The sequence below is a fragment of the Acrocarpospora macrocephala genome, from assembly GCF_009687865.1.
GTDB classification, from domain to species: Bacteria; Actinomycetota; Actinomycetes; order Streptosporangiales; family Streptosporangiaceae; genus Acrocarpospora; species Acrocarpospora macrocephala.
On sequence record NZ_BLAE01000035.1, the window covers coordinates 205,419 to 225,641 of the forward strand.

The 20,223-nt window shown below is 68.6% G+C and carries 21 protein-coding genes, 1 tRNA gene and 1 pseudogene; 14 read left to right on the forward strand and 9 right to left on the reverse strand.

Translation table 11 applies throughout. The features are described from left to right. Positions 1 to 13 precede the first annotated feature (13 nt). The 3 genes from Amac_RS29225 (at position 14) to Amac_RS29235 (ending at position 2,011) form a co-directional block, all read left to right on the forward strand. Positions 14 to 355 carry a cupin domain-containing protein gene (locus tag Amac_RS29225; protein ID WP_155357605.1) on the forward strand — a complete coding sequence of 114 codons (342 nt, stop codon included), beginning with the start codon at positions 14 to 16 and terminating at the stop codon, positions 353 to 355. Between the two features lie 150 nt (positions 356 to 505). After that, positions 506 to 1,897 (forward strand): hypothetical protein, encoded by a 1,392-nt coding sequence (locus tag Amac_RS29230; RefSeq protein ID WP_155357606.1) that lies wholly within the window; start codon positions 506 to 508, stop codon positions 1,895 to 1,897. 39 nt (positions 1,898 to 1,936) lie between these two features. Continuing rightward, positions 1,937 to 2,011, forward strand: a tRNA-Trp gene (locus Amac_RS29235). A 78-nt stretch (positions 2,012 to 2,089) separates the two neighbouring features. On the opposite strand, the gene Amac_RS29240 is transcribed toward Amac_RS29235, so the two are convergent. The 5 genes from Amac_RS29240 to Amac_RS29260 all read right to left on the reverse strand — a co-directional run bounded on the left by Amac_RS29240 (position 2,090) and on the right by Amac_RS29260 (position 8,775). Then, positions 2,090 to 2,902, reverse strand: coding sequence for a DUF1684 domain-containing protein (locus tag Amac_RS29240; protein ID WP_155357607.1), 813 nt, complete (start codon positions 2,900 to 2,902; stop codon positions 2,090 to 2,092). A gap of 24 nt (positions 2,903 to 2,926) precedes the next feature. After that, entirely contained in the window at positions 2,927 to 3,571 is a 645-nt protein-coding gene (locus Amac_RS29245) for a glutathione S-transferase C-terminal domain-containing protein (protein ID WP_155357608.1), read from the reverse strand. 269 nt (positions 3,572 to 3,840) lie between these two features. Continuing rightward, positions 3,841 to 6,624: an ATP-binding protein gene (locus tag Amac_RS29250; RefSeq protein ID WP_170322708.1), complete on the reverse strand. Its 2,784-nt coding sequence runs from the start codon at positions 6,622 to 6,624 to the stop codon at positions 3,841 to 3,843. A 277-nt stretch (positions 6,625 to 6,901) separates the two neighbouring features. Next, a complete protein-coding gene (locus tag Amac_RS29255; protein ID WP_246268778.1) occupies positions 6,902 to 7,807 on the reverse strand; it encodes an LLM class flavin-dependent oxidoreductase in 906 nt (301 codons plus the stop codon). Next, positions 7,804 to 8,775, reverse strand: coding sequence for a zinc-binding dehydrogenase (locus Amac_RS29260; protein WP_155357610.1), 972 nt, complete (start codon positions 8,773 to 8,775; stop codon positions 7,804 to 7,806). Before Amac_RS29260 ends, Amac_RS29255 begins: the two co-directional genes overlap by 4 nt. Before the next feature lie 100 nt (positions 8,776 to 8,875). Between Amac_RS29260 and Amac_RS29265 the strand changes: the two genes are divergently transcribed. From Amac_RS29265 to Amac_RS29285, 5 genes are all read left to right on the forward strand, one after another. Next, a complete protein-coding gene (locus Amac_RS29265) occupies positions 8,876 to 9,529 on the forward strand; it encodes a TetR/AcrR family transcriptional regulator (RefSeq protein WP_218041345.1) in 654 nt (217 codons plus the stop codon). Between the two features lie 126 nt (positions 9,530 to 9,655). Further along, entirely contained in the window at positions 9,656 to 10,897 is a 1,242-nt protein-coding gene (locus Amac_RS29270; RefSeq protein ID WP_155357611.1) for a cytochrome P450, read from the forward strand. Between the two features lie 292 nt (positions 10,898 to 11,189). Continuing rightward, a complete protein-coding gene (locus tag Amac_RS29275; protein WP_218041346.1) occupies positions 11,190 to 12,200 on the forward strand; it encodes an ABC transporter substrate-binding protein in 1,011 nt (336 codons plus the stop codon). Positions 12,201 to 12,210: 10 nt separating this feature from the next. After that, the gene (locus Amac_RS29280) at positions 12,211 to 12,987 is read left to right on the forward strand and encodes an ABC transporter ATP-binding protein (protein ID WP_155357612.1); all 777 of its coding nucleotides are present in this window, start codon (positions 12,211 to 12,213) and stop codon (positions 12,985 to 12,987) included. After that, a complete protein-coding gene (locus tag Amac_RS29285) occupies positions 12,984 to 13,772 on the forward strand; it encodes an ABC transporter permease (RefSeq protein WP_155357613.1) in 789 nt (262 codons plus the stop codon). Before Amac_RS29280 ends, Amac_RS29285 begins: the two co-directional genes overlap by 4 nt. Before the next feature lie 22 nt (positions 13,773 to 13,794). Here the strand turns inward: Amac_RS29285 and Amac_RS29290 are convergent, their stop codons facing one another. After that, a complete protein-coding gene (locus tag Amac_RS29290) occupies positions 13,795 to 14,700 on the reverse strand; it encodes a LysR family transcriptional regulator (RefSeq protein WP_155357614.1) in 906 nt (301 codons plus the stop codon). A gap of 357 nt (positions 14,701 to 15,057) precedes the next feature. Here Amac_RS29290 and Amac_RS29295 point away from each other — a divergent pair, with 357 nt between their 5' ends. Beyond that, the gene (locus Amac_RS29295) at positions 15,058 to 15,336 is read left to right on the forward strand and encodes a hypothetical protein (RefSeq protein WP_155357615.1); all 279 of its coding nucleotides are present in this window, start codon (positions 15,058 to 15,060) and stop codon (positions 15,334 to 15,336) included. Between the two features lie 109 nt (positions 15,337 to 15,445). Here Amac_RS29295 and Amac_RS58090 read toward each other — a convergent pair whose 3' ends face one another. The 3 genes and pseudogenes from Amac_RS58090 to Amac_RS29305 all read right to left on the reverse strand — a co-directional run bounded on the left by Amac_RS58090 (position 15,446) and on the right by Amac_RS29305 (position 17,321). Continuing rightward, positions 15,446 to 15,538 carry a homocysteine S-methyltransferase family protein gene (locus Amac_RS58090; RefSeq protein WP_218041347.1) on the reverse strand — a complete coding sequence of 31 codons (93 nt, stop codon included), beginning with the start codon at positions 15,536 to 15,538 and terminating at the stop codon, positions 15,446 to 15,448. Then, a pseudogene (locus Amac_RS56480) lies at positions 15,534 to 15,794 on the reverse strand (site-specific integrase); the annotation flags it as partial. The gene Amac_RS58090 and the pseudogene Amac_RS56480, both read right to left, overlap by 5 nt. Before the next feature lie 201 nt (positions 15,795 to 15,995). Further along, on the reverse strand, positions 15,996 to 17,321 hold the full coding sequence (locus Amac_RS29305; protein ID WP_170322709.1) for a helix-turn-helix domain-containing protein: 1,326 nt from the start codon (positions 17,319 to 17,321) through the stop codon (positions 15,996 to 15,998). 256 nt (positions 17,322 to 17,577) lie between these two features. Here Amac_RS29305 and Amac_RS29310 point away from each other — a divergent pair, with 256 nt between their 5' ends. From Amac_RS29310 to Amac_RS29330, 5 genes are read left to right on the forward strand one after another with little or no spacing between them, the layout of a single operon-like run. Next, positions 17,578 to 17,883 (forward strand): hypothetical protein, encoded by a 306-nt coding sequence (locus Amac_RS29310; protein ID WP_155357618.1) that lies wholly within the window; start codon positions 17,578 to 17,580, stop codon positions 17,881 to 17,883. Positions 17,884 to 17,888: 5 nt separating this feature from the next. After that, a complete protein-coding gene (locus Amac_RS29315; RefSeq protein ID WP_246268782.1) occupies positions 17,889 to 18,317 on the forward strand; it encodes an ATP-binding protein in 429 nt (142 codons plus the stop codon). Next, positions 18,314 to 18,811 carry a helix-turn-helix domain-containing protein gene (locus Amac_RS29320; RefSeq protein WP_155357620.1) on the forward strand — a complete coding sequence of 166 codons (498 nt, stop codon included), beginning with the start codon at positions 18,314 to 18,316 and terminating at the stop codon, positions 18,809 to 18,811. The genes Amac_RS29315 and Amac_RS29320 overlap by 4 nt, the downstream gene beginning before the upstream one ends. Continuing rightward, on the forward strand, positions 18,808 to 19,530 hold the full coding sequence (locus tag Amac_RS29325) for a GntR family transcriptional regulator (RefSeq protein WP_155357621.1): 723 nt from the start codon (positions 18,808 to 18,810) through the stop codon (positions 19,528 to 19,530). The genes Amac_RS29320 and Amac_RS29325 overlap by 4 nt, the downstream gene beginning before the upstream one ends. A gap of 41 nt (positions 19,531 to 19,571) precedes the next feature. Further along, positions 19,572 to 20,138, forward strand: coding sequence for an AAA family ATPase (locus tag Amac_RS29330; protein WP_246268783.1), 567 nt, complete (start codon positions 19,572 to 19,574; stop codon positions 20,136 to 20,138). Positions 20,139 to 20,223 lie beyond the last annotated feature (85 nt).

Here is a 20,223-nt window from a genome sequence, read left to right on the forward strand (position 1 = left end):
GTACTGTAGTCCCATGAACGATCCTGTGATCGGCAACCCCGACCTCTACCGGGTGGTCTTCGAGAACGAGCGCGTCCGGGTCCTGGAATACCGCGACCGGCCCGGCGACAAGACCACGACGCATGGGCATCCCGACACGGTAATGGTCACGTTGAGCTCGTTCCGGCGCAGGCTCACCGCCGGTGGACGGCAGGTCGACGTCGAGCTGGACGCTGGTCAGGTGCGCTGGGTCGGTGCGCAGGAACACGCGGGCGAGAACGTCGGCGACACCGAAACCCACTCGATCTTCATCGAACTGAAGGAGCCGGCACCGACCGCCCCAACCGGAGCACGCTTGGGCCCGGAGGACAGCTGACTCACGGCGACCTGTGCGCGCGCGAACGCTTGACCGTCGGCTGATCCGCCTATTCGCCCGTACCCAGGCCACCCACACGACCGCGGCCATTTAGCGCAAGTACGGATATTTCCGTCGAAGTTCTACGGGACCGGCTGGGATCATGCCTCCATGACGTTCCGCAAGGAGAGGCAGATTCTCGCCGAGTTACATCGTTCGCTGGACCGGCGTTACCGGCCCGAAGACGTCGCCGACCTGGTTCTCGCCGCGCTGAGCGGTCGGCTGACGCGGCGCGAGCAGGTCGTGCTGGAACGTGCGGCTCAGCACTCCCTCCGCCGGACCGGTTCGTTCTCCTCGATGTCCGCCGACTACGCCAGACCGGTCGGTGGCGCCAACCAGGTGGCGGCGGCGAACCGCCTGTTCGGCCGGTGGGTGGAGGCCGATCCCGACGATCCTGAGTCGCTGCTGGAGTTCGCGGCGACCGTCGGGCAAGAGATCCAGTGGGAGCCGGAACACACCGACTTCCTGGCTGACCGTCTCAACCGGGAGGCCAGGGAGGCGGTGGGAATGGACCTGTCCAAGCGCCAGTACAACCGCCGGTTCAGGGTGCTACGCCGGATCGCCGCCAAGGCGACCATCCTGGGCACCGAACAGGACAAACGCCGCCTGCTCATGGTCGGTGTCACCGGCTTCGGCGCGGACATCCCCCTGGACAGGTTCCTCGCCGACCCGGACGCGGCGTGTTTCGTGGCGTACTACACCGCCCGGCGCAAGACCCGCCGGGAGTTCAGCCTCTCCGGCCGGGACAACCCGTTCGACGAGATCGCCCAGGTGCTCCTCGACCGGTGCCAGCCCCGCAGCGACTGGTGGATGATCGCCCAGGTACGGGCGACCCCCGACGTCCTGCCCCAGCTGACCGACGAGGAGCGCGGCCGTCTGCTGGGTCAGTGGTCGGCGGTCATGCGACACAGCGCCGACCTGCTGCGCGCCCGCTGGAACCCTGCCACCGACCGCACCACCATGATCGTACGGCGAGGCGACGACTCCACCACGTGGAACAACCTGGCGGTGGCCTACAACGCGGCCCGCTCCGGCTGGCTGGCCTGCCTGGCGTCCCTGGACGCGCTCGAGCTGCTGGACGTGGCCTGCCCCGGCAAGGTGATGCGCCTGATGGCCGCCGACCTGGCCGCCTGGCATCGCAGCACGGGCGGCGGCGTCGACCCGAACACGGAGGTGTGGGCGGCCCTCCCGCTTCCGTGGGAGGTGCTGGACGGCACAGCTGTGTGCACGCGCTCCGACCTGGACACCCTCTGCCGCGCCGCCGGGCTGGATCCGGAACAGTCAGGCTGGACCGCACCCGCCCCGCCGAGCGGGGTGGCGGTGTTCCGGCCCACGCCAGAGCTGGTCCACGGCGTGAGCATCGCCGACCCGGTGTGGGCCGCCCTGTTGCGCCGGGCCGGGGCGTTCAGCGGCCGACGCATGAACCCCGACCTGGCCACCGCCGTCCACCACGGCCTGACCTCCGGCGTGGTGATCAGCGACCTGCCCACGACAGATAAATAGCCGCAGCCCCTCACGGTTTCCGTCCATAATTGACGCACCCTCGTTGTAGCTCAGTGGTAGAGCGCCCGGCTCCAGACCGGGTGGACGCCGGTTCGAGCCCGGTCAGCGAGGCCATCAATCTTTCGGAGGAGCCTGGGTGGCCATCGCTGCCATTCCTTTCACACGATGGCCGCGGACGGCCCCCTCCTGGGTTCAGCCGCGCTCGTACGGGATCTTCTCGCCGGCCTCGATCGCGACCGGCAGCCGGTTCTCGGCAGGCGGCAGCGGGCAGGTGGCGAAGTCGGTGTACGCGCATGGCAGGTTCACGGCCCGGTTGAAGTCGAGCACCACGCGGCCATCGGGGCCGGGCGCGTCCAGTTGCAGGACGCGGTTGTCGGTGTATGTGGTGACGCCGGACGTCGCGTCGGTGAACAGGACGGTCAGGCTGCCCGGTGCGTAGCCGTCGAACGCCGTGAGGCTCAGCGCCTGCCCATCGAGCTCGAATTCGATTCGCCCGGGCGCGTGGTACACGTGCTCCAGCCCCTCCACCGCGGCCCCGACGGTGGTCGGCCGGGGCTGGTCGAACGGCACATAACGACCCTCGATCACCCACCGCGGATCCGGCGCGAACACCGGCGTGCCGGCGTACTCGACCCGCAGCGGATGGTCCGGATGCCTCGGCCGGACGATGTCGTGCCCGCCCCGCTTGGCCACCTCGATGACCGCGTCGCCCCATCCGGCGTTGATCCCGCCGCGCTCGGGGATGACGCCGAAAACGTACCGCTCCCGGCGGGGAGACCCGGCCACGACCAGTTCCTCCCCCGCGCCGAACGTGACCACGACTCCCTCGGCGCCGGTCGACCACTCCCCGGGCGCGCCCGGCACGCGCCGCGGCTCGGCCGTCAGCCAGTGCAGCCCGGTGACGGCGAGAAACCCATGCCGATCGGCCCGCACCGCCTCGTGCCGCCGATGCCAGTCATGCCACTCCTGAACGAACGCCTCTGCCACGGTGCCGGCGACTGCCATGTCCTTGCTCCTCATGCTCGTGTTTCAGTGGTGCGAGGCGATGACCTCGCGGCCGTGCGGTGAGTCCCAGTCGCCGGCGTACGGCTCGACCAGGACACGCCAGGGGGACGCCGGCGGCGCCTGGGCCATCCGGGCGATCGCGGCGAAGTCGGTGGTGTCACGGAACGGCGGAAGCTGGTACAGATCCCTGGCGTACGCCCACAGCTGCGGGAAGTCGATCAACCGCAGCTTGCTGATTTTGACCAGCGGGTTGTAGCCGAGGTCGTACCGGACCAGCAAGGTCCACAGCCGCAGGTCGGGCATGGTGATCCGCGATCCCAGCAGGAACCTGCGATGCCGCAGTCTCCCGTCCAGCTCGTGAAAGACAGCGGTCAGCCGCTTACGTTCCACCGTGTACTCTTCGCTGGTCGCCGCGCGGGCGACGCGATGGAGGGTCCGCTCGACGTACTCCTCGATCACGTCGTCGAGTTCGTCGAGTTCTCGCCGCAGCCGCTCGGGACGGAGATCGGGCTGCTGCCCGCCGCCGAGCCGGACCAGCTCCCGCACGATGGCGATCCGCTGCTCCACCGCGTCGGCGCCGATGACGGCGAGCCGCGATTCGACGTCGGCGGAGTCGTACTCAGTCGCCCATTCGGCGAGATTCACGTGGTTGATGATGGTCTTGGACATGGTGCTCCCTCGTCAGAGCCGTCAGGTGATCAGGGAACGAGGGAACGACACCTGGCGGAGTGCGAACGGCACAGATCGATCTCCAGCCGCGCCACCAGAAATGACGACCGCCCGACGACATCGGTGGGGACCAAGTCCATACCCACCCAGGAGCGCCGCCGAACAAGACTCATAATTCAAAGCTAGGTACCCCGATGAGATAAGTCAATATTCCCTACCTGATTTACATAGATTTCGAACCGGCCGCGGGACGGAGCACGCTCGCGTTCCTATCGGGTGCGGATCGGCCCCGCGATGGTCCGCAGTTCCGAGCGATCGGCCGAGCTCGTCTTGGCGAGCAGGTTCGCGACATGGGTGTCGACAGTGCGCCGGGAGATCACCAGGCGCTCCGCGATCTTTCCGTTGGTCAGCCCTTCGGCGACCAGGCTGAGCACGTCCATCTCGCGGCTGGTCACCCCGGCGGCCCGCAGGCCGGCGGGAACCGGTGCGAGGCCGCGCCCACGCCGGGTGGGCGCTCCCGCGCCGCGCAGCAGATCGCGGCAGATGCGGGCCATCTGGTGTTCGCCCGCGCGAACATGGGCGTCCAGATCGACGCGTAGCTCGGGCACCGGGTCGCCCCACCCGTCGGCGATCGCGGCCTCCAGCGCGAGCAGCCGGAGCAGGCGCCGCCACCAGTGGTGCTCGGCGAGAGCCTGGTCCGCGTCGGCGAACAGGGCAGCGGCCCGCTCGGGCCGTCCGGCCCGCCCTTCGGCGACCGCGTCGGCGTACCGCAGCCCGGCGCGGTTGACCACTCGCAACACGGCCGGGGACCGGCGCAGCGTCTCCCGGGCCTCGGTGTCGCGGTCGGCGAGCACGGTCCGCAGCAGCGCCCACAGGCCCCAGTGCTGCACGGGACCGGCCTCGCCGCGGCCGTCCAGTGCACTTATGCCATCGTCGAGCAGCGCGGACGCGGCACGCAGGTCACGGGAGAGCAGACGGCGGAGCCCGCAGGTCGCCTGTGCCAGGGCGGTGACCTCGACGGGCGCGTGCGGGCGGGCGACTGCCCTGGCGAGCACGGCCTCCATGCCTAGCTCGTCGCCCGCCACCGCGTGGCCTGTGGCGATGAACATCTCCGCCACGCCCTCCAGGCCGGGCAGCCGCAGGCGGCCGGCCTGCTCGGCCGCGCTCCGGGCCAGTGCCTGAGCCGCCCGCGGCCCCTCAGTGGTGGTCATGGCGTCCGCCAGCAGCAGATCGCACCAGATCACTTCGGCGAGCAGGCCGGTACGCGAGGCGAGCTCGCGCGCCTCGACAATGGCGGGCGAGGCGGCGTGGTCGAGCAGTTCAACCGCGCCGAGCCCGAGCAGGGCCGTGACCCGCGCCGGAATCAGGCCGTGTTCCGCACCGGTCTGCGCGGCACGCGCATAGGCGGCCCGCGCCGTCGCGGTGTCGTGGCGCATCGCACACCGGCCCAGAGTCGTGAGCGCCTGGCACACCGTCTCCCAGCGCGCCTCCTGTTCCGCCCGGCCGGCGGCCGTCGCGGCCAGGTCGCCCGCCCGCCGCAGATCTCCCGCGCCGAACGCGGAGTCGGCGGCCAGAACCAGCGCCCGGGCGTCGCCGGGCCGCCCCGCCCGTTCGATGAACCTGTCGGCTTCACCCCAGCGACGCGCGACGATGGCCGCCTCGGCCAGCCGAAGGCACAGCTCGGCGTGCCGGTCGCCCACCACCTCGGCCAGCGCCCCGGCACCGGCCTCCAGCGCGGCGGGCGCCTGACCGAGCAGCGTCAGCAGACGGACGTGTTCGATCACCACCATCGGCCGCAGCGTCCTGGTAGCCGACGCCCGCACCAGGTGATCCTGCGCGCTGCGCAGCGCGCCGGTGTCCATGTCGCGGCGGGCCAGCCGGAGGAAGATCTCGGCCGATCTCGTCCCTTCGCCGGCCGCGGCCAGCAGCTCGGCCGCGTACGCCTCGCGCGCCGGTTCGCCACGGCTCAGCAGCACCTCGGCGGCGCGGCGGGCCACGGCGGCGCGCTCGGGCGGCGTCACATGTGCCAGCACCGCCGCTCGCGTCAGCGTATGCCGCCAGTGCAGTTCGTCTCCCGCCGAGACGAGCAGGTGCGGGGTGGCGCCCCGCAGCGCGCCCAGCACCAGCGGCTCCGGCACGCCCGTCACCGCGCCCAAGATCGTCCAGTCCGGGTCCGTGCCGAGCACGGCGGCCGCCTCCAGCACACCGCGCTGCACGGGTTCGAGCGCCGCCAGTCGAGCGGCGACGCGGCAGACGATCCCCTCCGGTACCGCCGGTGTCCCGCGCCCGAGAGCCGACTCGAGCACACCGGCCACCAGTTCCTCCACCATGTACGGCAAGCCGTCGGCGTGCTCCACCACGAAGCGAAGCCCGGCCTCGGCAAGCGGGAGACCGCCCGTACGGTGCTCGGCCAGGGCCTCCACCTCGGCCGTGGTCAACCGCCCCAGCCGCAGCGCCGTGACGTCCTCCCTGCGGCTCAGGCGGCTCAGGCGGCTCAGCACGCCAGGCAGCGGCTCATCGTCACACGCCGACGCCGCGACCAGGATCGGCTGGCCCCGCACCGCCCCCGCCAGATACTCCACCACAGCCAGCGTCTCGGCGTCCGCCCAGTGCATGTCGTCCAGGACCAGCAGGCAGCCATGGTCGCCGCCGATGACCCGCAGCAGCGACAGCGCCCCTTCGCAGACGACCAACGCGGGATCCACGTTCAGCGGCATCCCGCCGTCGCCGGCCCACTCCGGCAGCAGCCCTCCGAGGACCGCCCGGCACGAGGAGTCCTCGGCGGAGGCAGGCCACGCCTGCCGCAGATGGCCGACCAGCGCTTCGGACAGCGGGCGATAGGTACCGCCCCCCTCCACGGCACGTCCGGTCACCACGGCCAGCCCCGCGTCCCTGGCCCGCTCGGCGGCCTCGCGAAGCAGGCGGGTCTTCCCGATGCCCGCCTCCCCACTCACCAGCAGCACCCCGCCCCGCCCTCGCCGCACCCCGTCGACCAGGCTGCGCACGGTGGCCAGTTCGGCCGCTCGACCCACCATCACCCCGTCACTCGCCATCAACCCCATCCCTTCAGTACAGCCGACGGGCCACATCGGGAGTAGGTCGTAATGCGCACTCGCTGATCCCCGGCCCCAAGGCCGTGCCATCTTCGAGGGCCCGAGTCATGCATTCCGCCGCTCGCGGCCTACACGGGGGCCGGCATCGACACCACGATCAACTCGATCGCCGATGCTCGAGGCAGCCCTCGCCATCGTCATCGTCGCCGCGCTGTACGCGTCGAAAACGATCAGCGACCGGGCTTTCCTCATGCTGCCGTGGACAAACCCCACCCGATCACGCCGCCAGTGAGCGGGCTTCGGCGATCAGTTCGCACTGGCGCTGCCAGTCGTCGCCGATGACGCCGAGGACGAGGTGGTCGGCGCCGGCTTCGGCGTACTCGCGGAACCGCTCGGCTGCCTGGGGTGGGGGGCCGGTGATCGGTAGGTGGGCGGCGACCTCGGGGGGCACGCCGTACTGGGTGAGCCCGGCCGTGGTGTCGCTGAGCAGCGACTGGGAAGGGGCGGGGCCGAGTAGTACGCTGCCGCCGACGGCGAGTTGCGGCATCGGGCGTCCGTACGTGGCGGCGAGCTCGGCCAGCTCGCGGCGGCCGTCGGCGACCGCCGTCGCGGTGATCATGGAGGGGAACCAGGCATCCGCGTATCGGGCGGTGCGGCGCAGTGCCGCCCGGGAACCGCCGCCTACCCAGACGGGCGGCATGGCCGCTCCCGGGGCCAAGGCGATGGAGACGCCGGATGGCAGCACCGCCGACCGGCCGGTGACCAGGTCGGGCAGCACGTCCAACGCGGCATCGGTACGGCGGCCGCGCTCGGCGTACGGGACTCCGACCGCTTCCCAGGCGCTGCTGCCGTGCACCGCGCCGCCGGAGCCGACCCCGAGGATGACCCGGTCTCCGGACAGGTGCTGGAGAGTCGCGATCTGCTTGGCGGCCCAGGCCGGGTGGCGCAGCGCGAGGACCATCACCCCGAACCCGATCCGCAGCCGCTCGGTGACCGCGGCCACGGTGGCGAGCGTGAGGGTGCTCTCCATGGTCCCCACGGTGGCGGCGAGGTGGTCACCGGTGAACAGCGCGTCCAGGCCGAGGCTCTCGGCGTGACGCGCGCAGGCCCGGACATCGACGGCCGCGCTCCGGGACGACGGAAACATCACTCCGATCGACAGGCGCTCACCGTGCCTGATCACTGGGCGCCCCCCGGAGATCGTACGAGGAGGAGGGTCTTGCCGACGGTCGCGCGGGAGGCGATGGCGGCGTGGGCGTCGGCCGCGCGGTCCAAGGGATACGTCTGGCCGATCAACGGCTTGAGCCTGCCGGTGGCCGCCGCCGTGAGGGCGGCCTGGGTCAGCTCGCGCATCTGTGGCGGGGTCGGGGGAGTACCTCGGATCGGCGTTATGTTCTTTCCATCGGGCAATGCGGTGAACGATCCGCTGGCCATGCCGTACGACGACAGCCGCCCGCCCTCGCGCAGCAGGCCGGCCGCCGCGCCGCCGATCTCGCCGCCCACGCCGTCGAAGACCACGTCGACGTCGCCCACCTCGCTCCTGACCTGGTCGGCCCAGCCGGTGACCGTGTAGTCCACCGCCACGTCGGCCCCGAGGTCCTTGGCGATCCCGGTCTTGCGCGGCCCGCCCGCCGTGGCCACCACGCGGGCTCCCGCGTCGCGCGCGAGCTGGACCAGCAGGCTCCCGACCCCTCCGGCGGCGGCCTCGATCAGCACGGTCTCCCCGGGCCGCAACGCCGCGGCACGGATCAGGCCGACCGCGGTCCGCCCGTCCGCGAGCAGCGCGACGGCGTCGGCCAGGCTCAGCTCCGGCGGGACGTCGATCAGCCCGGTCGCGTCGACCACCGCCAGCTCCGCGTAACCGCCGCGACCGCCCGTCGTCGTGATGACGCGCCGACCCGCCAGTGCCGGATCCCCCCCTTCGCCGACGGCGGTCACGATGCCACCGACCCCGTTGCCGAGGATCGCGGGCAGCGGCGGCAGCATCGCCGGATTGGGCGCCTGGCCCGCACGCACCTGGGTCTCCACGAACGTGATGTTCGCCAGGTGCACGTCGACCAGGACTTGGCCCGGACCCGGCACCGGGTCCGGCACCTCGGCCAGGGCGAGGTTGGCCGGCGGGCCGAACTCCGACAACACCACAGCGAACATGAGTGTCACCCCCAAAGGCTGCTATCGGAGCGAGATGCTCCGATTTACCGTGAAGGCATGCTATCGGAGTGTTTTGCTCCGAATGAACTAGGCTTCGCTCGTGGCAGAATCGCAGCACCGCTCCCGGCGGGGGAGGCAGGCCGAAGCCGAGCGGAACGACCGCCGCGTGCTGGACGCGGCCCGGGAGGTCTTCGCCGCGCACGGCGCCGACGCCACGGTCGCCGAGATCGCGGCGCGGGCCGGGGTCGGGATGGGCAGCCTCTATCGCCGGTACGGCAGCAAGTCCGACCTGCTGCGGCAGCTCTGCACGCAGGCCATGGAGGAGTCCATTCAGGCGGCCGAGGCCGCGCTCGCCGCCCCCGACGCCTGGACGGGCCTCAGCGACTACGTGCGCGCCTGCGTCGCGCGGGGTTCGGGTGCGCTCGCGCCGCTGGCGGGCTCGCTGGAGACCACCCCGGAGATGTGGGAGACCAGCAGGCGGGGCCGTCGCCTGCTGGAGCACGTGGTGGCCCGGGCGCACAGCGAGGGCGTGCTGCGCTCCGGCGTCACGGCCCTGGACGTCGCCTGGCTGGTGGAGTTCTTCGGGCGGCGCGGCCCGGCCGCACCGGGCACCGAGGACGAGGCCATCCGCCGGCGACTGCTCGCCATCAGCCTCGACGGCCTGCGCAACCGCGACGCCGGACCACTCCCCGGCCCCGCGCCCAGCGCACAGCACTACGAGCGACGCTGGCAGACCGAACCGCGCACGAGCTGAATGCCCGCGGATCGAGGCCATCGATGAAGCCCATTGATAACAATCGTTTCTGTAGATCGATCCGCGTCCTTACGCTGGTTCACGCCGTCACATCGAATCCTTGTAAAACTGGAGGTGGCGTCCGTCATGACCAGCTGTCCTATCCGCTTCGACCCGCTCTCGCCGGAGCAACTGGCGGATCCGTATCCGCTTTACGCTCGGCTGCGGCGTGAGGCTCCGGTCTTCTACGCCGAGGCGCACGGGCTGTGGGTCGTCAGCCGGTACGAGGACGTGCTCGCGGTCGTGCGCGACACGGAGACCTTCTCCTCCCAGAACGCGGTCCGTGCCTCCGTGCGACCGCTTCCCCAGCCGGTGCTGGACGTCCTCGCCACGGGCTGGCCCATGTCGCCGACGCTCACCGACAGCGACGGGCAGGTTCACCGCAGGCTCCGCCTGCTGGTCACCAAGGCGTTCACCCCCAAGCGCGTCGCCGAACTGGAGGGCCGCATCCGGGAGAACGTAGACGCTCTCATCGACGAGTTCGCCGATGACGGCCGCGCGGACATCATCGAGAGGTTCGCGTGGAATCTTCCGATGTTCACCCTCACCGACATGCTCGGTATCCCCCGCGCTGACATACCCACGCTGCATCGGTGGAGCGTCAGCTGGTTACGCATCCTGCAGGCGACCGACAGCGTCGAGGAACTCGTCATTTGCGCGCGCGACGTCGTGACGATGCAGCGGTATTTCATGGACGAGTTTCAAGGGCGGCTGGGCGAGGACCTCATGTCGAGCCTGCTGGCCGCCCGCGTGGCCGGCGGCGAGCCCATCAGCCATGAGGAAGCCATGCGCGTGATGATCAACCTCATCATCGCCGGACATGTGACCGTCACCCGCAGCATCGGCAATGGTCTCACCACATTGCTGGCGCACTCGGATCAGCTTCAGGCCGTGCTGAACGACCCGGACCTGGTTCCGGCCATGGTGGAGGAGGTCCTGCGCTTCGAGTCACCCGCGCAGGGACTTTTCCGTACCGTCCGCAAGGGCACCGTGCTCAATGGCGTGGAAATCCCGGCCGGCGCGCACCTGATGGTCCACTGGGCGTCGGCCAATCGGGACGAGCAGGTTTTCGGCGAGTCCGACGTCTTCGATGTCACCCGCGACTCCATGGCCACCCACGTCGCCTTCGGAAAGGGAGTCCATGCCTGCTTGGGCGCCCCGCTCGCCCGCCTTCAGTTGAAGATCGCGTTACCTCGGCTGTTCGAGCGGTTGCCGAATCTCCGCATGGCCGCGGGTGCGGACACCGCCGTGCGCGACACCATCTTCTTCGCGCGCGGATTCAAGCGGCTCGAGATCGAATGGGACGTGCACGAGCCCTCGGCCGGATGAAACAGGCTCCGCTCGAGCAGCCCAGGTCCCTGGCGGCAGAGCTCATCGATCACAGCGATGACATCCATCGATGACAACCGTTTCCGGTGCTTCCCGTCGTCGCGTAGGTTCACCGCAAGACACATCTTTCAGCTCGCCAGGTGAACGCTTCCGGCTGAGCGACCGGTACGGGTCATTTCGCGGTACGCACAGAGCGCCGCACGCACGCGCCAGCCGTCGATGGCCGGGCTTTGTCCGGCGGTCGGCAGGAGAACGCCAGGACTCTTCTAGGAATACCTGACAAGGAGGAACAGTGAAGGCCACCTGGTTCACCCGCATCGCCGGGGCCGCCGGAGTCGTGCTCATGGTCGCCGCGTGCGGCGGCGGAGGCGGCAACGAAGGTCAAGCCGCCGGCGCCCTCGAGCCCGTCCGCTATCTGACCTCGTTCAACACCTTCGGCCGCGACGCCTACGCCTATGTGGCGCTGGAGAAGGGCTACTTCAAGGAAGCCGGGCTCAACGTCGACATCAAGCCGGGCACCGGCACCGTCGACTCGATGAAGCTGCTGGCCGGCGGCCGGGCCGACTTCGGCATCGGCGACTTCACCGGCACGCTGATCACGACGGCCAAGGAGAAGCTGCCCGTCATCGCTGTCGGCATGGTGCACCAGAACTCATTAGCCGCGATCATCGCGCTGGAGGAAGGCGGGATCACCACGCCGAAGGACCTGGAGGGCAAGACCATCGGCGACCAGCCGGGTTCCACCGTCCAGGTGACCTTCCCCGTGTACGCCAAGGCCGCCGGCATCGACGCGTCGAAGGTCAAGTTTGTCCCGGGCGCCCCGCCCGCGTTACCGCAGCTGCTGGCGAGTGGCTCGGTGGACGCGATCGGCCAGTTCGTCGTCGGCCGGGGGCTCATCGAGAAGGCCGCACAGGGGAAGAAGGCCGTCGTCCTCCCCTACGGCGAGGTCTTGCCCGACCTGTACGGCAACGCGTTGCTGACCTCGAACACCATGGCCAAGGAAAAGCCCGAGGTGGTCAAGAAATTCATGGCCGCCCTGTTCAAGGGCCTGGAGTACTCCATCGCCAACCCCGAGGAATCCGGCGAGATCCTCAAGAAGTACCAGCCCACCCAGAACCCGGAGGTCGCGGCCGCGGAGGTCCGGGCGATGGCTCCCTACGTCACGGCGCAGGGCCAGCCGATCGGCGCGGTCAGCAAGGCCAAGGTCGAGGCGAACATCAAGCTTCTCACCGAGTCGGGTGCGATCCCGGCCGGAATGACTCCCGAGCAGGTCATCGACCTGTCCTTGACGCCGCAGGGCTAGGCGCGGCGGCATGATCAAGCTCACGCACGTCTCGCACGTCTTCGCCGGACGTCAGGGTGAGGTCCATGCGCTGGACGACATCACCCTTGAGGTGCGCCGCAACGAGCTGGTGACGCTCGTGGGCCGCTCGGGCTGCGGCAAGTCGACCATGCTGCGGATGGTCGCTGGGCTGCTGCGGCCCTCGTCGGGAACGGTCACGGTCGCCGGTGAGCCGGTGGGCAAACCCCGGCAGGATGTCAGCTTCATGTTCCAGCGTGCGGCCCTGCTGCCGTGGCGTACGGTGCTGGACAATGTCCTGCTCCCGGTGGAGATTCTCCGCCTGGACCGGGCGGCCAAGCGCCGGCGGGCCCATGAGCTGCTCGAACTCGTCGGCCTCGCCGGTTTCGAGAAACGGCTGCCGCACGAGTTGTCGGGCGGCATGCAGCAGCGCGCGTCCCTGTGCCGTTCGCTGATCCAGGATCCCCTCGTCCTGCTCATGGACGAGCCCTTCTCCGCGCTCGACGCGCTGACTCGGGAGGAGCTGTCGATAGAGCTGCAACGCATCCGCATGGAGCAGGAGATGACCATCATCTTCGTCACCCACTCCATCGAGGAGGCGGTGCTGCTCGCTGACCGGGTGGCGGTGCTCAGCCCCCGGCCCGGCCGGCTTCGCAAGATCGTCGACGTGGACATCCCGCGCCCGCGCACACTCGGGCGCAACGCGTACGCGGACCGGGTCGCCGAGGTCAGCGCCGAACTGCACGAGCTGCTGATGCCGGCGCCGATCGCATCGGAGGGTGCCGTATGACCGCCGCGCGGCGGAGCGGCTCCAGGGTGGCCCGGCGCCTGGTGGACTGGGGTCTCCCGGTCCTCGGGCTGGCCGCCCTGGTCGCCCTGTGGTGGCTGGCCACGATCGTCTTCTCGATCGAGAAGTTCCTGGTGCCCGCGCCGGACGACGTGGTCGAGGCCTTCATCGGCCAGGCCGGCTTCCTCATGGAGCAGACCTGGGTGACCCTGCTGGAGACGGTCCAGGGGTTCGCGGTCGCGGTCGTCGTCGGAATCCCCACGGCGATGGCGATCGCCAGTTCGCGGTTGCTGGAGAAGATGATTTACCCGCTGCTGCTCGCGGTGAATGCCGTACCGAAGATTGCGATCGCGCCGATCCTGGTGGTCTGGATGGGCTTCGGGCCGGTTCCGAAGATCGTCATGGTGTTCCTGCTCTGTTTCTTCCCGATCGTGATCTCGACGGCCACCGGCCTGAAATCCACTCCCGCCGAGCTGACCGAGCTGGTCCGCTCCTACGACGCCAGCCGTCTGCAGGTATTTTTCAAAGTTCGTTTTCCGTACGCGCTGCCGCAGGTGATGGTGGGTCTCAAGACAGCGATCTCGCTGGCGGTCATCGGGGCGGTCATCGCGGAATTCGTCGGTGCTGACGCCGGGCTCGGCTTCGTCATCGTGCAGTCAGGCGCGAGCGCGGACACTCCGCTCGCCTTCGCCGCCATGGCCCTGCTCGGCGTCATCAGCATCGTGCTCTTCTACGGACTGAACGCGCTGGAGAAAGTCATTCTCCCGTGGGCGGAGGAGAACCGTTGAACCACCTCCACGTCCGAGATGCTCAGATGGTGCGAGCCGTGTCGATGATCCGGCGGCGGAGCCACTGATGCGCGAGGTCGGCGTTGTCGCGAGAATTCCAGTACATGGCTTCGTGGATGGCGCTCAGCGACAACGGATATTCCACGATCCGCAGCTGTGCCACGCTGACCAGTTTGAGCGCCAGCCGTTCGGGCGCGATGGTGGCCAGCCGGGTTCCGGCGAGCAGGAGCAGCGGCACCACGAAGCTCTCCGTCGTCAGCTCGACCGGAACGTGCACATTCAGCGCCTCCAGATCCACGTTGGTGATCGGTGAGACGGTTCCCCCGCTGAAGGCGACGTACCGGAGTGAGGTGGCCTGTTCGGGTGTCACCGAATCGTTCACTTCAGGGTGGTTCCGATCGACCACCAGCACATAGCGATCGCTGAACAGCGGCTCGTGGGGGAAGGGAATCTTCCGGTCGGCGAGCTTGGTCGGGATGATGACCATGTCGACCGCTCCCGAGCGGAGCTGGTCGGCGAAATCGGCCTCGACCGGACGCATGCAGATTCGAAGGTGCGGCGCCTCTTCGGCGATCGATTCCAGCAGTGGGCTCAGGAGCACGATCGTGACGTAATCCGCCGCCATAATCGTGAATGCGGCCTTGTCCCTTGCCGGGTCGAAGCTCGGCGAGCGCAGCAAAACCGCCTCGGCGGCACTCAGCGTCTCCCGCACCGGCCCGACCAGCGCATCAGCAAGCGGCGTTCGCTGCAGGCTCCGCCCTTCCCGCACCAGCAGCGGATCATCGAAATGCTTCCGCAGTTTCGCCAACGAGGCACTCATCGCAGGCTGCCCGACCGACATCCGCTCGGCCGCCCGCGTGACGTTACGCTCAGTCAACAGCGCGTCCAGCGCGACAAGAAGGTTGAGGTCGACACTCGTCAGCCTCATGAGGGCTCCGGCCGCTTATCAGACAGATCGACAACTCTCCACCGACGCTACCACTCCCTGAAGCGCAGCGCGTCTATCCCCACCTTCCACCGAGTGGGGCTGCTCCGGCACATGCTTCGCCTTCGGCCACGCCAGTAGCGTGGAGGCCGCTTCCTGACGTGAGGCGCACGCGGACGGCCTCGTCTTTGAACTCCCGCGAATACGCGACCCTACGCCGTGCCAACTCCTACATCCTTCCGGTCGCCCCAACCCTAGTCGGGGAGCTGTCCGGAATCTCTAGGGCACCTCAACGGTCACGGGCCGATCCTTCCTTGTCGTCTGACGTCTGACAAGTGGCTCGTAAGTGTTCTGCAAGTGGTGATCGCCATGCTGGAGCCACCTAAGAGAAGGAAGGAAATCGAGATGCGAAAGATCGTGGCTGTGCTCGCCCTGGTGGCCGGAGTGGCGGGAAGCGTCGCTGCAACGTCCAGCGCAGCGCAGGCGAGGCCGAGCGTTTGCGCGGCAATCTGGCAGGCTATGTCGGACTCGCTGGACATGGCGTCGGATGCTTACGAACACGGAGACTCCGCTGGCGGCGACGAGTGGGTGGACACGTACTGGATGGCTTCCCGCAACTACAAAAGGTTCCGCTGCTAGTAATGCCTGTAACAAAGGCAGGTTAGCCAGTCGTTGATGATAGCGACCAATTGTCGTTTGCTCCAGTTCGACGGTCGGCCCGGCAGTGCGGGGATCTTTCTGCCGGGTCTTAACCTTTGTCGGCCACGGCCTTAGCGATCTCGGCGATGGCTGCCGGGCGGACTCTGCAACATCCGCCCACGATCCGTGCGCCGTCGGACACCCAGGAAGGCCAGCAGGTCCTCCTGCCCCGCCTCCCGCAACGTCCGGCCGCCCCGGTGCTGATCGAGGAACCGGCCGAACACCGCCAGATCATGCGCGTAGGCATTGATCGAGTTCGGCGCGTGGACGCCCCAGCCCGGTAGCTCTCGCAGGAACCGATTCAGCTCCACGTCGTAGGAGCCATCGGCCGACAGAACGAACGGCGTCCCGTCCTTGCCATCGACCCGGGACAGCACCGCAGCCTCCCCGCCAAGCACACACGGGGTACCAACTGCCCGCTTCAGAGACGTCTTGTAGACGAACAAGCCCAGCCCTCCAACGCCCTACCCAGAGAAACAAGTGAGGCTAATGCGACACCAGAGAACTGTGAACATAACTTACGATCTCCACGGGGTTTCCCATGAAGGTGGTCCAGGAACGGCTTGGCACGTCCTCAAAGGCATGCACGCGACCGGTGCTCAGGCGCTGACGGCTAGCATCTCGCGGAACTCCTCGACCACCGGACGTTCCCGTTGCGGAAGGGGTACGGCGCTGAAGACTCGCCGCGCTGTCTCCATGATCATGACGTTGCGGTAGGCGTCCGGCAAAGAGTCGATCACTGTCGCGGCCTGTCGGATTCCCTCATCGACGCCGCCGTTGACCACGGTGCACCAGGCGGTGTGCAGGCGCAGGTTGATCGGGGTGTGGTAGCCGTGAGGGTTGCTCGCGAGCGTGTGTTCCTGCGCCTGGCTGGCCTCGGCTTCGTTGCCCGCAGCCGAGAAGACCTGACTTGCCGTGAAATGGACGGGGTTAAACGAGGAGTCCCAGAATCCGAGGACGACAGGTAGCTGACTTGTCTCGACCAGATCGATAAGGGCTTGTAGGGTGCGGCGGGCTTCGTCGTGGCGGCCCAGCAGGGCCAATATTTTGGCCTGTGCGCGGAGCAGGGTTGCCTGGCCGACCGAGGGACGGGCGGTCATGCCGGTGATCTGCTGGGCGCTGTGGATCAGGCGCAGGGCGGTGGCCGGATCGTGCAAGCCAAACTCGCTATGTCCCGCTTCGTGGGCGCGGATTCTCACGCGCAGGTCGAGATCGTTGGTTGCGTCAGCGGCGGTGCGGGCGGTGCGGTACCAGCGCAGCGCGGAGCCTGGTTCCCCGAGGCGGACCAGGACGCTGGCGTGGAAGGCGGCGAGCACGGCGGTGACGCGGTTCAGCTCGATACGGTCGTTGTCACCGGCGGTGTGCAGCTGTCGCTGTATCTCCGACAGGTCGGCAAGGAGATCGTTGTGAACCTGGTCGGCGGGCCGGGTGTTGATCGCGTGCAGGTGGTCGGCACAGGCGAGTTCCCAGTCTTCGACGCTGCGATGCTGATCGCCGAAAGACAAGTCGAGTAGCTGGCGTACCGGCTCGCCTGCCGCGCCGAGCACTCCGATCCCAGCGCCTGCGGCGGCAAGCTGCAAAAGGCGTCGGCGTTCCATGTCCTCATCCTTGCTGTGAGCGGGGGAGGCTGTATTGAGGGTATTGCGCCGTAGTCGATCCAGCTCTTCTGCAGCGGTGTGCAGCGCCACCAGGTAACCATCCGCGCCGAGCCTGGCATCCAGGGCCTTGACCGCGTCGGCATGTGGTTGTTGTTCCCCGCGTTCCCATTTGGCCAGAAGGGAGTAGCTCCAGTGGATTTCCTCGGCGAGGGGACGCAGATGGATGTTGCGTACCTGCTCACGCCAGTGGCGGAGGGCGAAGCCGAACAGATGCCAGGGCGATTGATTCGGGTCGATCGGGTTGGACTTCGGGCTGGATGTGGTCATCCCTGTCATCCCTTGTGATCGTGTCACGGCGTGTCATTGGCCCATGACACGCTATTTGTCTTTCCCGTTCTTTGTGGCGTGCCAATTATGGCACTGCAATAGGCGAATTCCCGGAGAACGTAAGCGGCTCGGCTGTCGCTGGCACGATCAGCCGAGCCCTGATCGCAAGCGAGGTGCGATCGTGAGGAAGTTTAGGGCTGCGGTCGATCGCAGACGCAAAGACCGTCGAGCGGTCCGTCAGGAGGAGCGGTGCCCGGTGACGGATGTGGTGCGGCTGCGGGAGGAACTACGGCGCGAGCGGTTCGCCCATCTGGCGTTCGCGCTTAATGGACAGGGCGTGTCCTGCACGCTGCGGCTGCCGGGACAGCGCCGGGAGTACGCGGTCCTGGAGATGCCGGGCGGTGCCAGCGGGCTCGTACGGGCGGAAATGCGCAAGGAGACCGCTGGCTGGCGATACACCATGAGCGCCTACACCCTGGGTGGGCGCACCGTGGATGCCCGCACCGTATGGGCAGCGGATGCCGACCCGGTGGGGCGCATTCTGCGGGCGGTGTCGCGGTGACGGTCATGCGGGTGATGGGGTCATTTGTTCTGCCGGGTGAGGCGTTTTCGGTCACGTTCGGGCGTGCGCTCGTGCGGGCGCTGCTGAAGCGGGAGGGCGTCGGCGAGTCGGCGGATGCGCTGCTGCTGGTATCGGAGCTGCTGGGAAACGCGCTCAAGCACTCCAGGTCCGGCATGCCGGGCGGCCGGGTGGAGGTCGCGGTGATCGACTGCGGTGACGGGGTCGTGCGGCTGGAGGTGACCGACGAGGGGTCGGAGGCGAGCACGCCGCAGGTCCGGGACGTGCCCCGTGTCCACGGAATAGGTGACGGGCTCGATGGCCGAGTGCTGGCCGCCGATGGGCATGGTCTGCGGCTGGTGGAGCAGATCGCTCGCCGGTGGGGCTGGGAGAACGACGGGCGCGGCCGGATGGTGTGGTGTGAGGTGGCCCGGTGACCGCGTGGGCGTGGATTTTGGTCCAGCGGGTCACCGATGAGCTGGCCGGGCGGATCACCAGTGGTGAGCTTGGGCCGGGTGCGCCGGTGCCCACGGAGGCCGAACTACAGGACACGCACAGCATTCAGCCCGCGCAGGCGTACTGGATCTGGCGTCAGCTCCAGAAGCGGCGGCTGGCCCACATGACCCGCGGCCGGGTCCTGGTCGTCGGGCCGCCGGCTGAGCAGTGGCCGTCGATGTGGACACCGCCCATTGAGCGGCGGATCGCGGAGGTCGTCGGCGTGCTGGCCAGGCGGATCCAGGCCGGTGAGATCGCCGTGCATGAGCGGGTGGCCACCCAGGAACAGCTGCGGAGCGAGTTCGGGATCTCCCGCGAGGTGGCCACCGAGGTCAGGTACCGCCTGGAGGATCTGGGCTGGGCCTACAGCATTCCCCACTACGGCATCTTCGCGGCTCCGACCGATGAGTGGCCCGCCCAGGGCGGCGGCGAATGACGGAGGTCCACAGCGCGGGGACGCCACAGCTGGACAGAGCCGGTCCGGTTCCGCTGTATGTGCAGATCGCCGACCTGGTGGCGGACCAGATCGAGCGCGGGGAGCTGAGGTTGGGGGAGTCGGTTCCCACGGAGACCGAGCTGCTGCGGGCCTATCGGATTTGCCGGGGGACCGCGCGGCATGTGCATCGGGAGTTGCGCGAGCGCGGTCTGGTGTACACGGTGCCGGGGACGGGAACCTTCGTCGGGCAACTAGGCGTCCCACCCTCACCGTATTCGATGCCCGCGTACGTGCTGATCGCCCGCGACCTGGCCACGCAGATCCAAAACAGCGTGTACCCGCCCAATCGGGCGATCCCCACTCATGGCCAGCTGAGCAAGCACCATCAGGTCTGTATGGGTACGGCCCGGCGCGCGGTGAAGATGCTACGGGAAGCGGGCTGGGCGTTCTCCTGTGGGCCGCGCGGGACCTTCGTGGCACCGCCTGACCAGTGGCCCGATCCCGGATTGTGGCACAAGATGATCACGGCCGCTTGCGGTGCGAACCGGGCTGAGCACGCGCCCGGGGAAGACCCGCCGGATCTGCGCCGATGGGATGACACGTCCGCGCCGGTCGACGGTGAGCCGGTCGCGGGGATCCGGGCCGGTGTGAAAGCCGCCGAGGATCATCTGTCGAAGGTAGGCTGGCTGCGCTCCGCCGCCATCGACCGGCCGCCGTAGAGCCTTCTTCGACATCTCGCGCAGAGGAATCCGCATTGCTGATGATCTGCCTGTACGGGCTCGCCGGCTCGGGCAAGTCGACCGCCGCCGTCGCGTTGAGAACCCTGCTGACCGAACGCGGCTATGCCGTGGAGATCATCAAACTGGCCGCGCCCCTGTACGCGTTGCAGGGTCAGGTCTACCGCGCGGCGGGGCGGCAGATCGGTGCGTGGGAGCACGACAACGAGCTGCTGCGTAGCCTGGCCGCCCACCTTCGGCGGATCAACCCGACTTCGCTGGTCGACAACTTCCTGAGCCGGGTGGACCGGGCACAGCATGAAGGTGCCGACATCGTCATCAACGACGACATGCGCAACGTCGATCCCGATTACCACGCCATGCGGGCTGCGGGTTTCTCCTTCGTACGAGTGGCCTGTTCCGATGAGGTTCGTGCACGGCGTCTGACCGTGCGTGCTGACCGCAACATCGTCGCCGACAGCGACGCCACCTGGGGCTACGACCAGATCGAACCCGACTGGACCATCGACACGAGCCCTGAGGACACCGATCTCGACCACCAGGTCGAGATCGTCGCCGACAAATGGCTGGCACGCGAAACCACGATGTGACGCACGGAACGGCGCAGCCATCCGGTGGGGTGCGATGGCTGCGCCGTGTGCGAGCTCCGGCATCAGAGGGTGGCGGGCCTCGGCC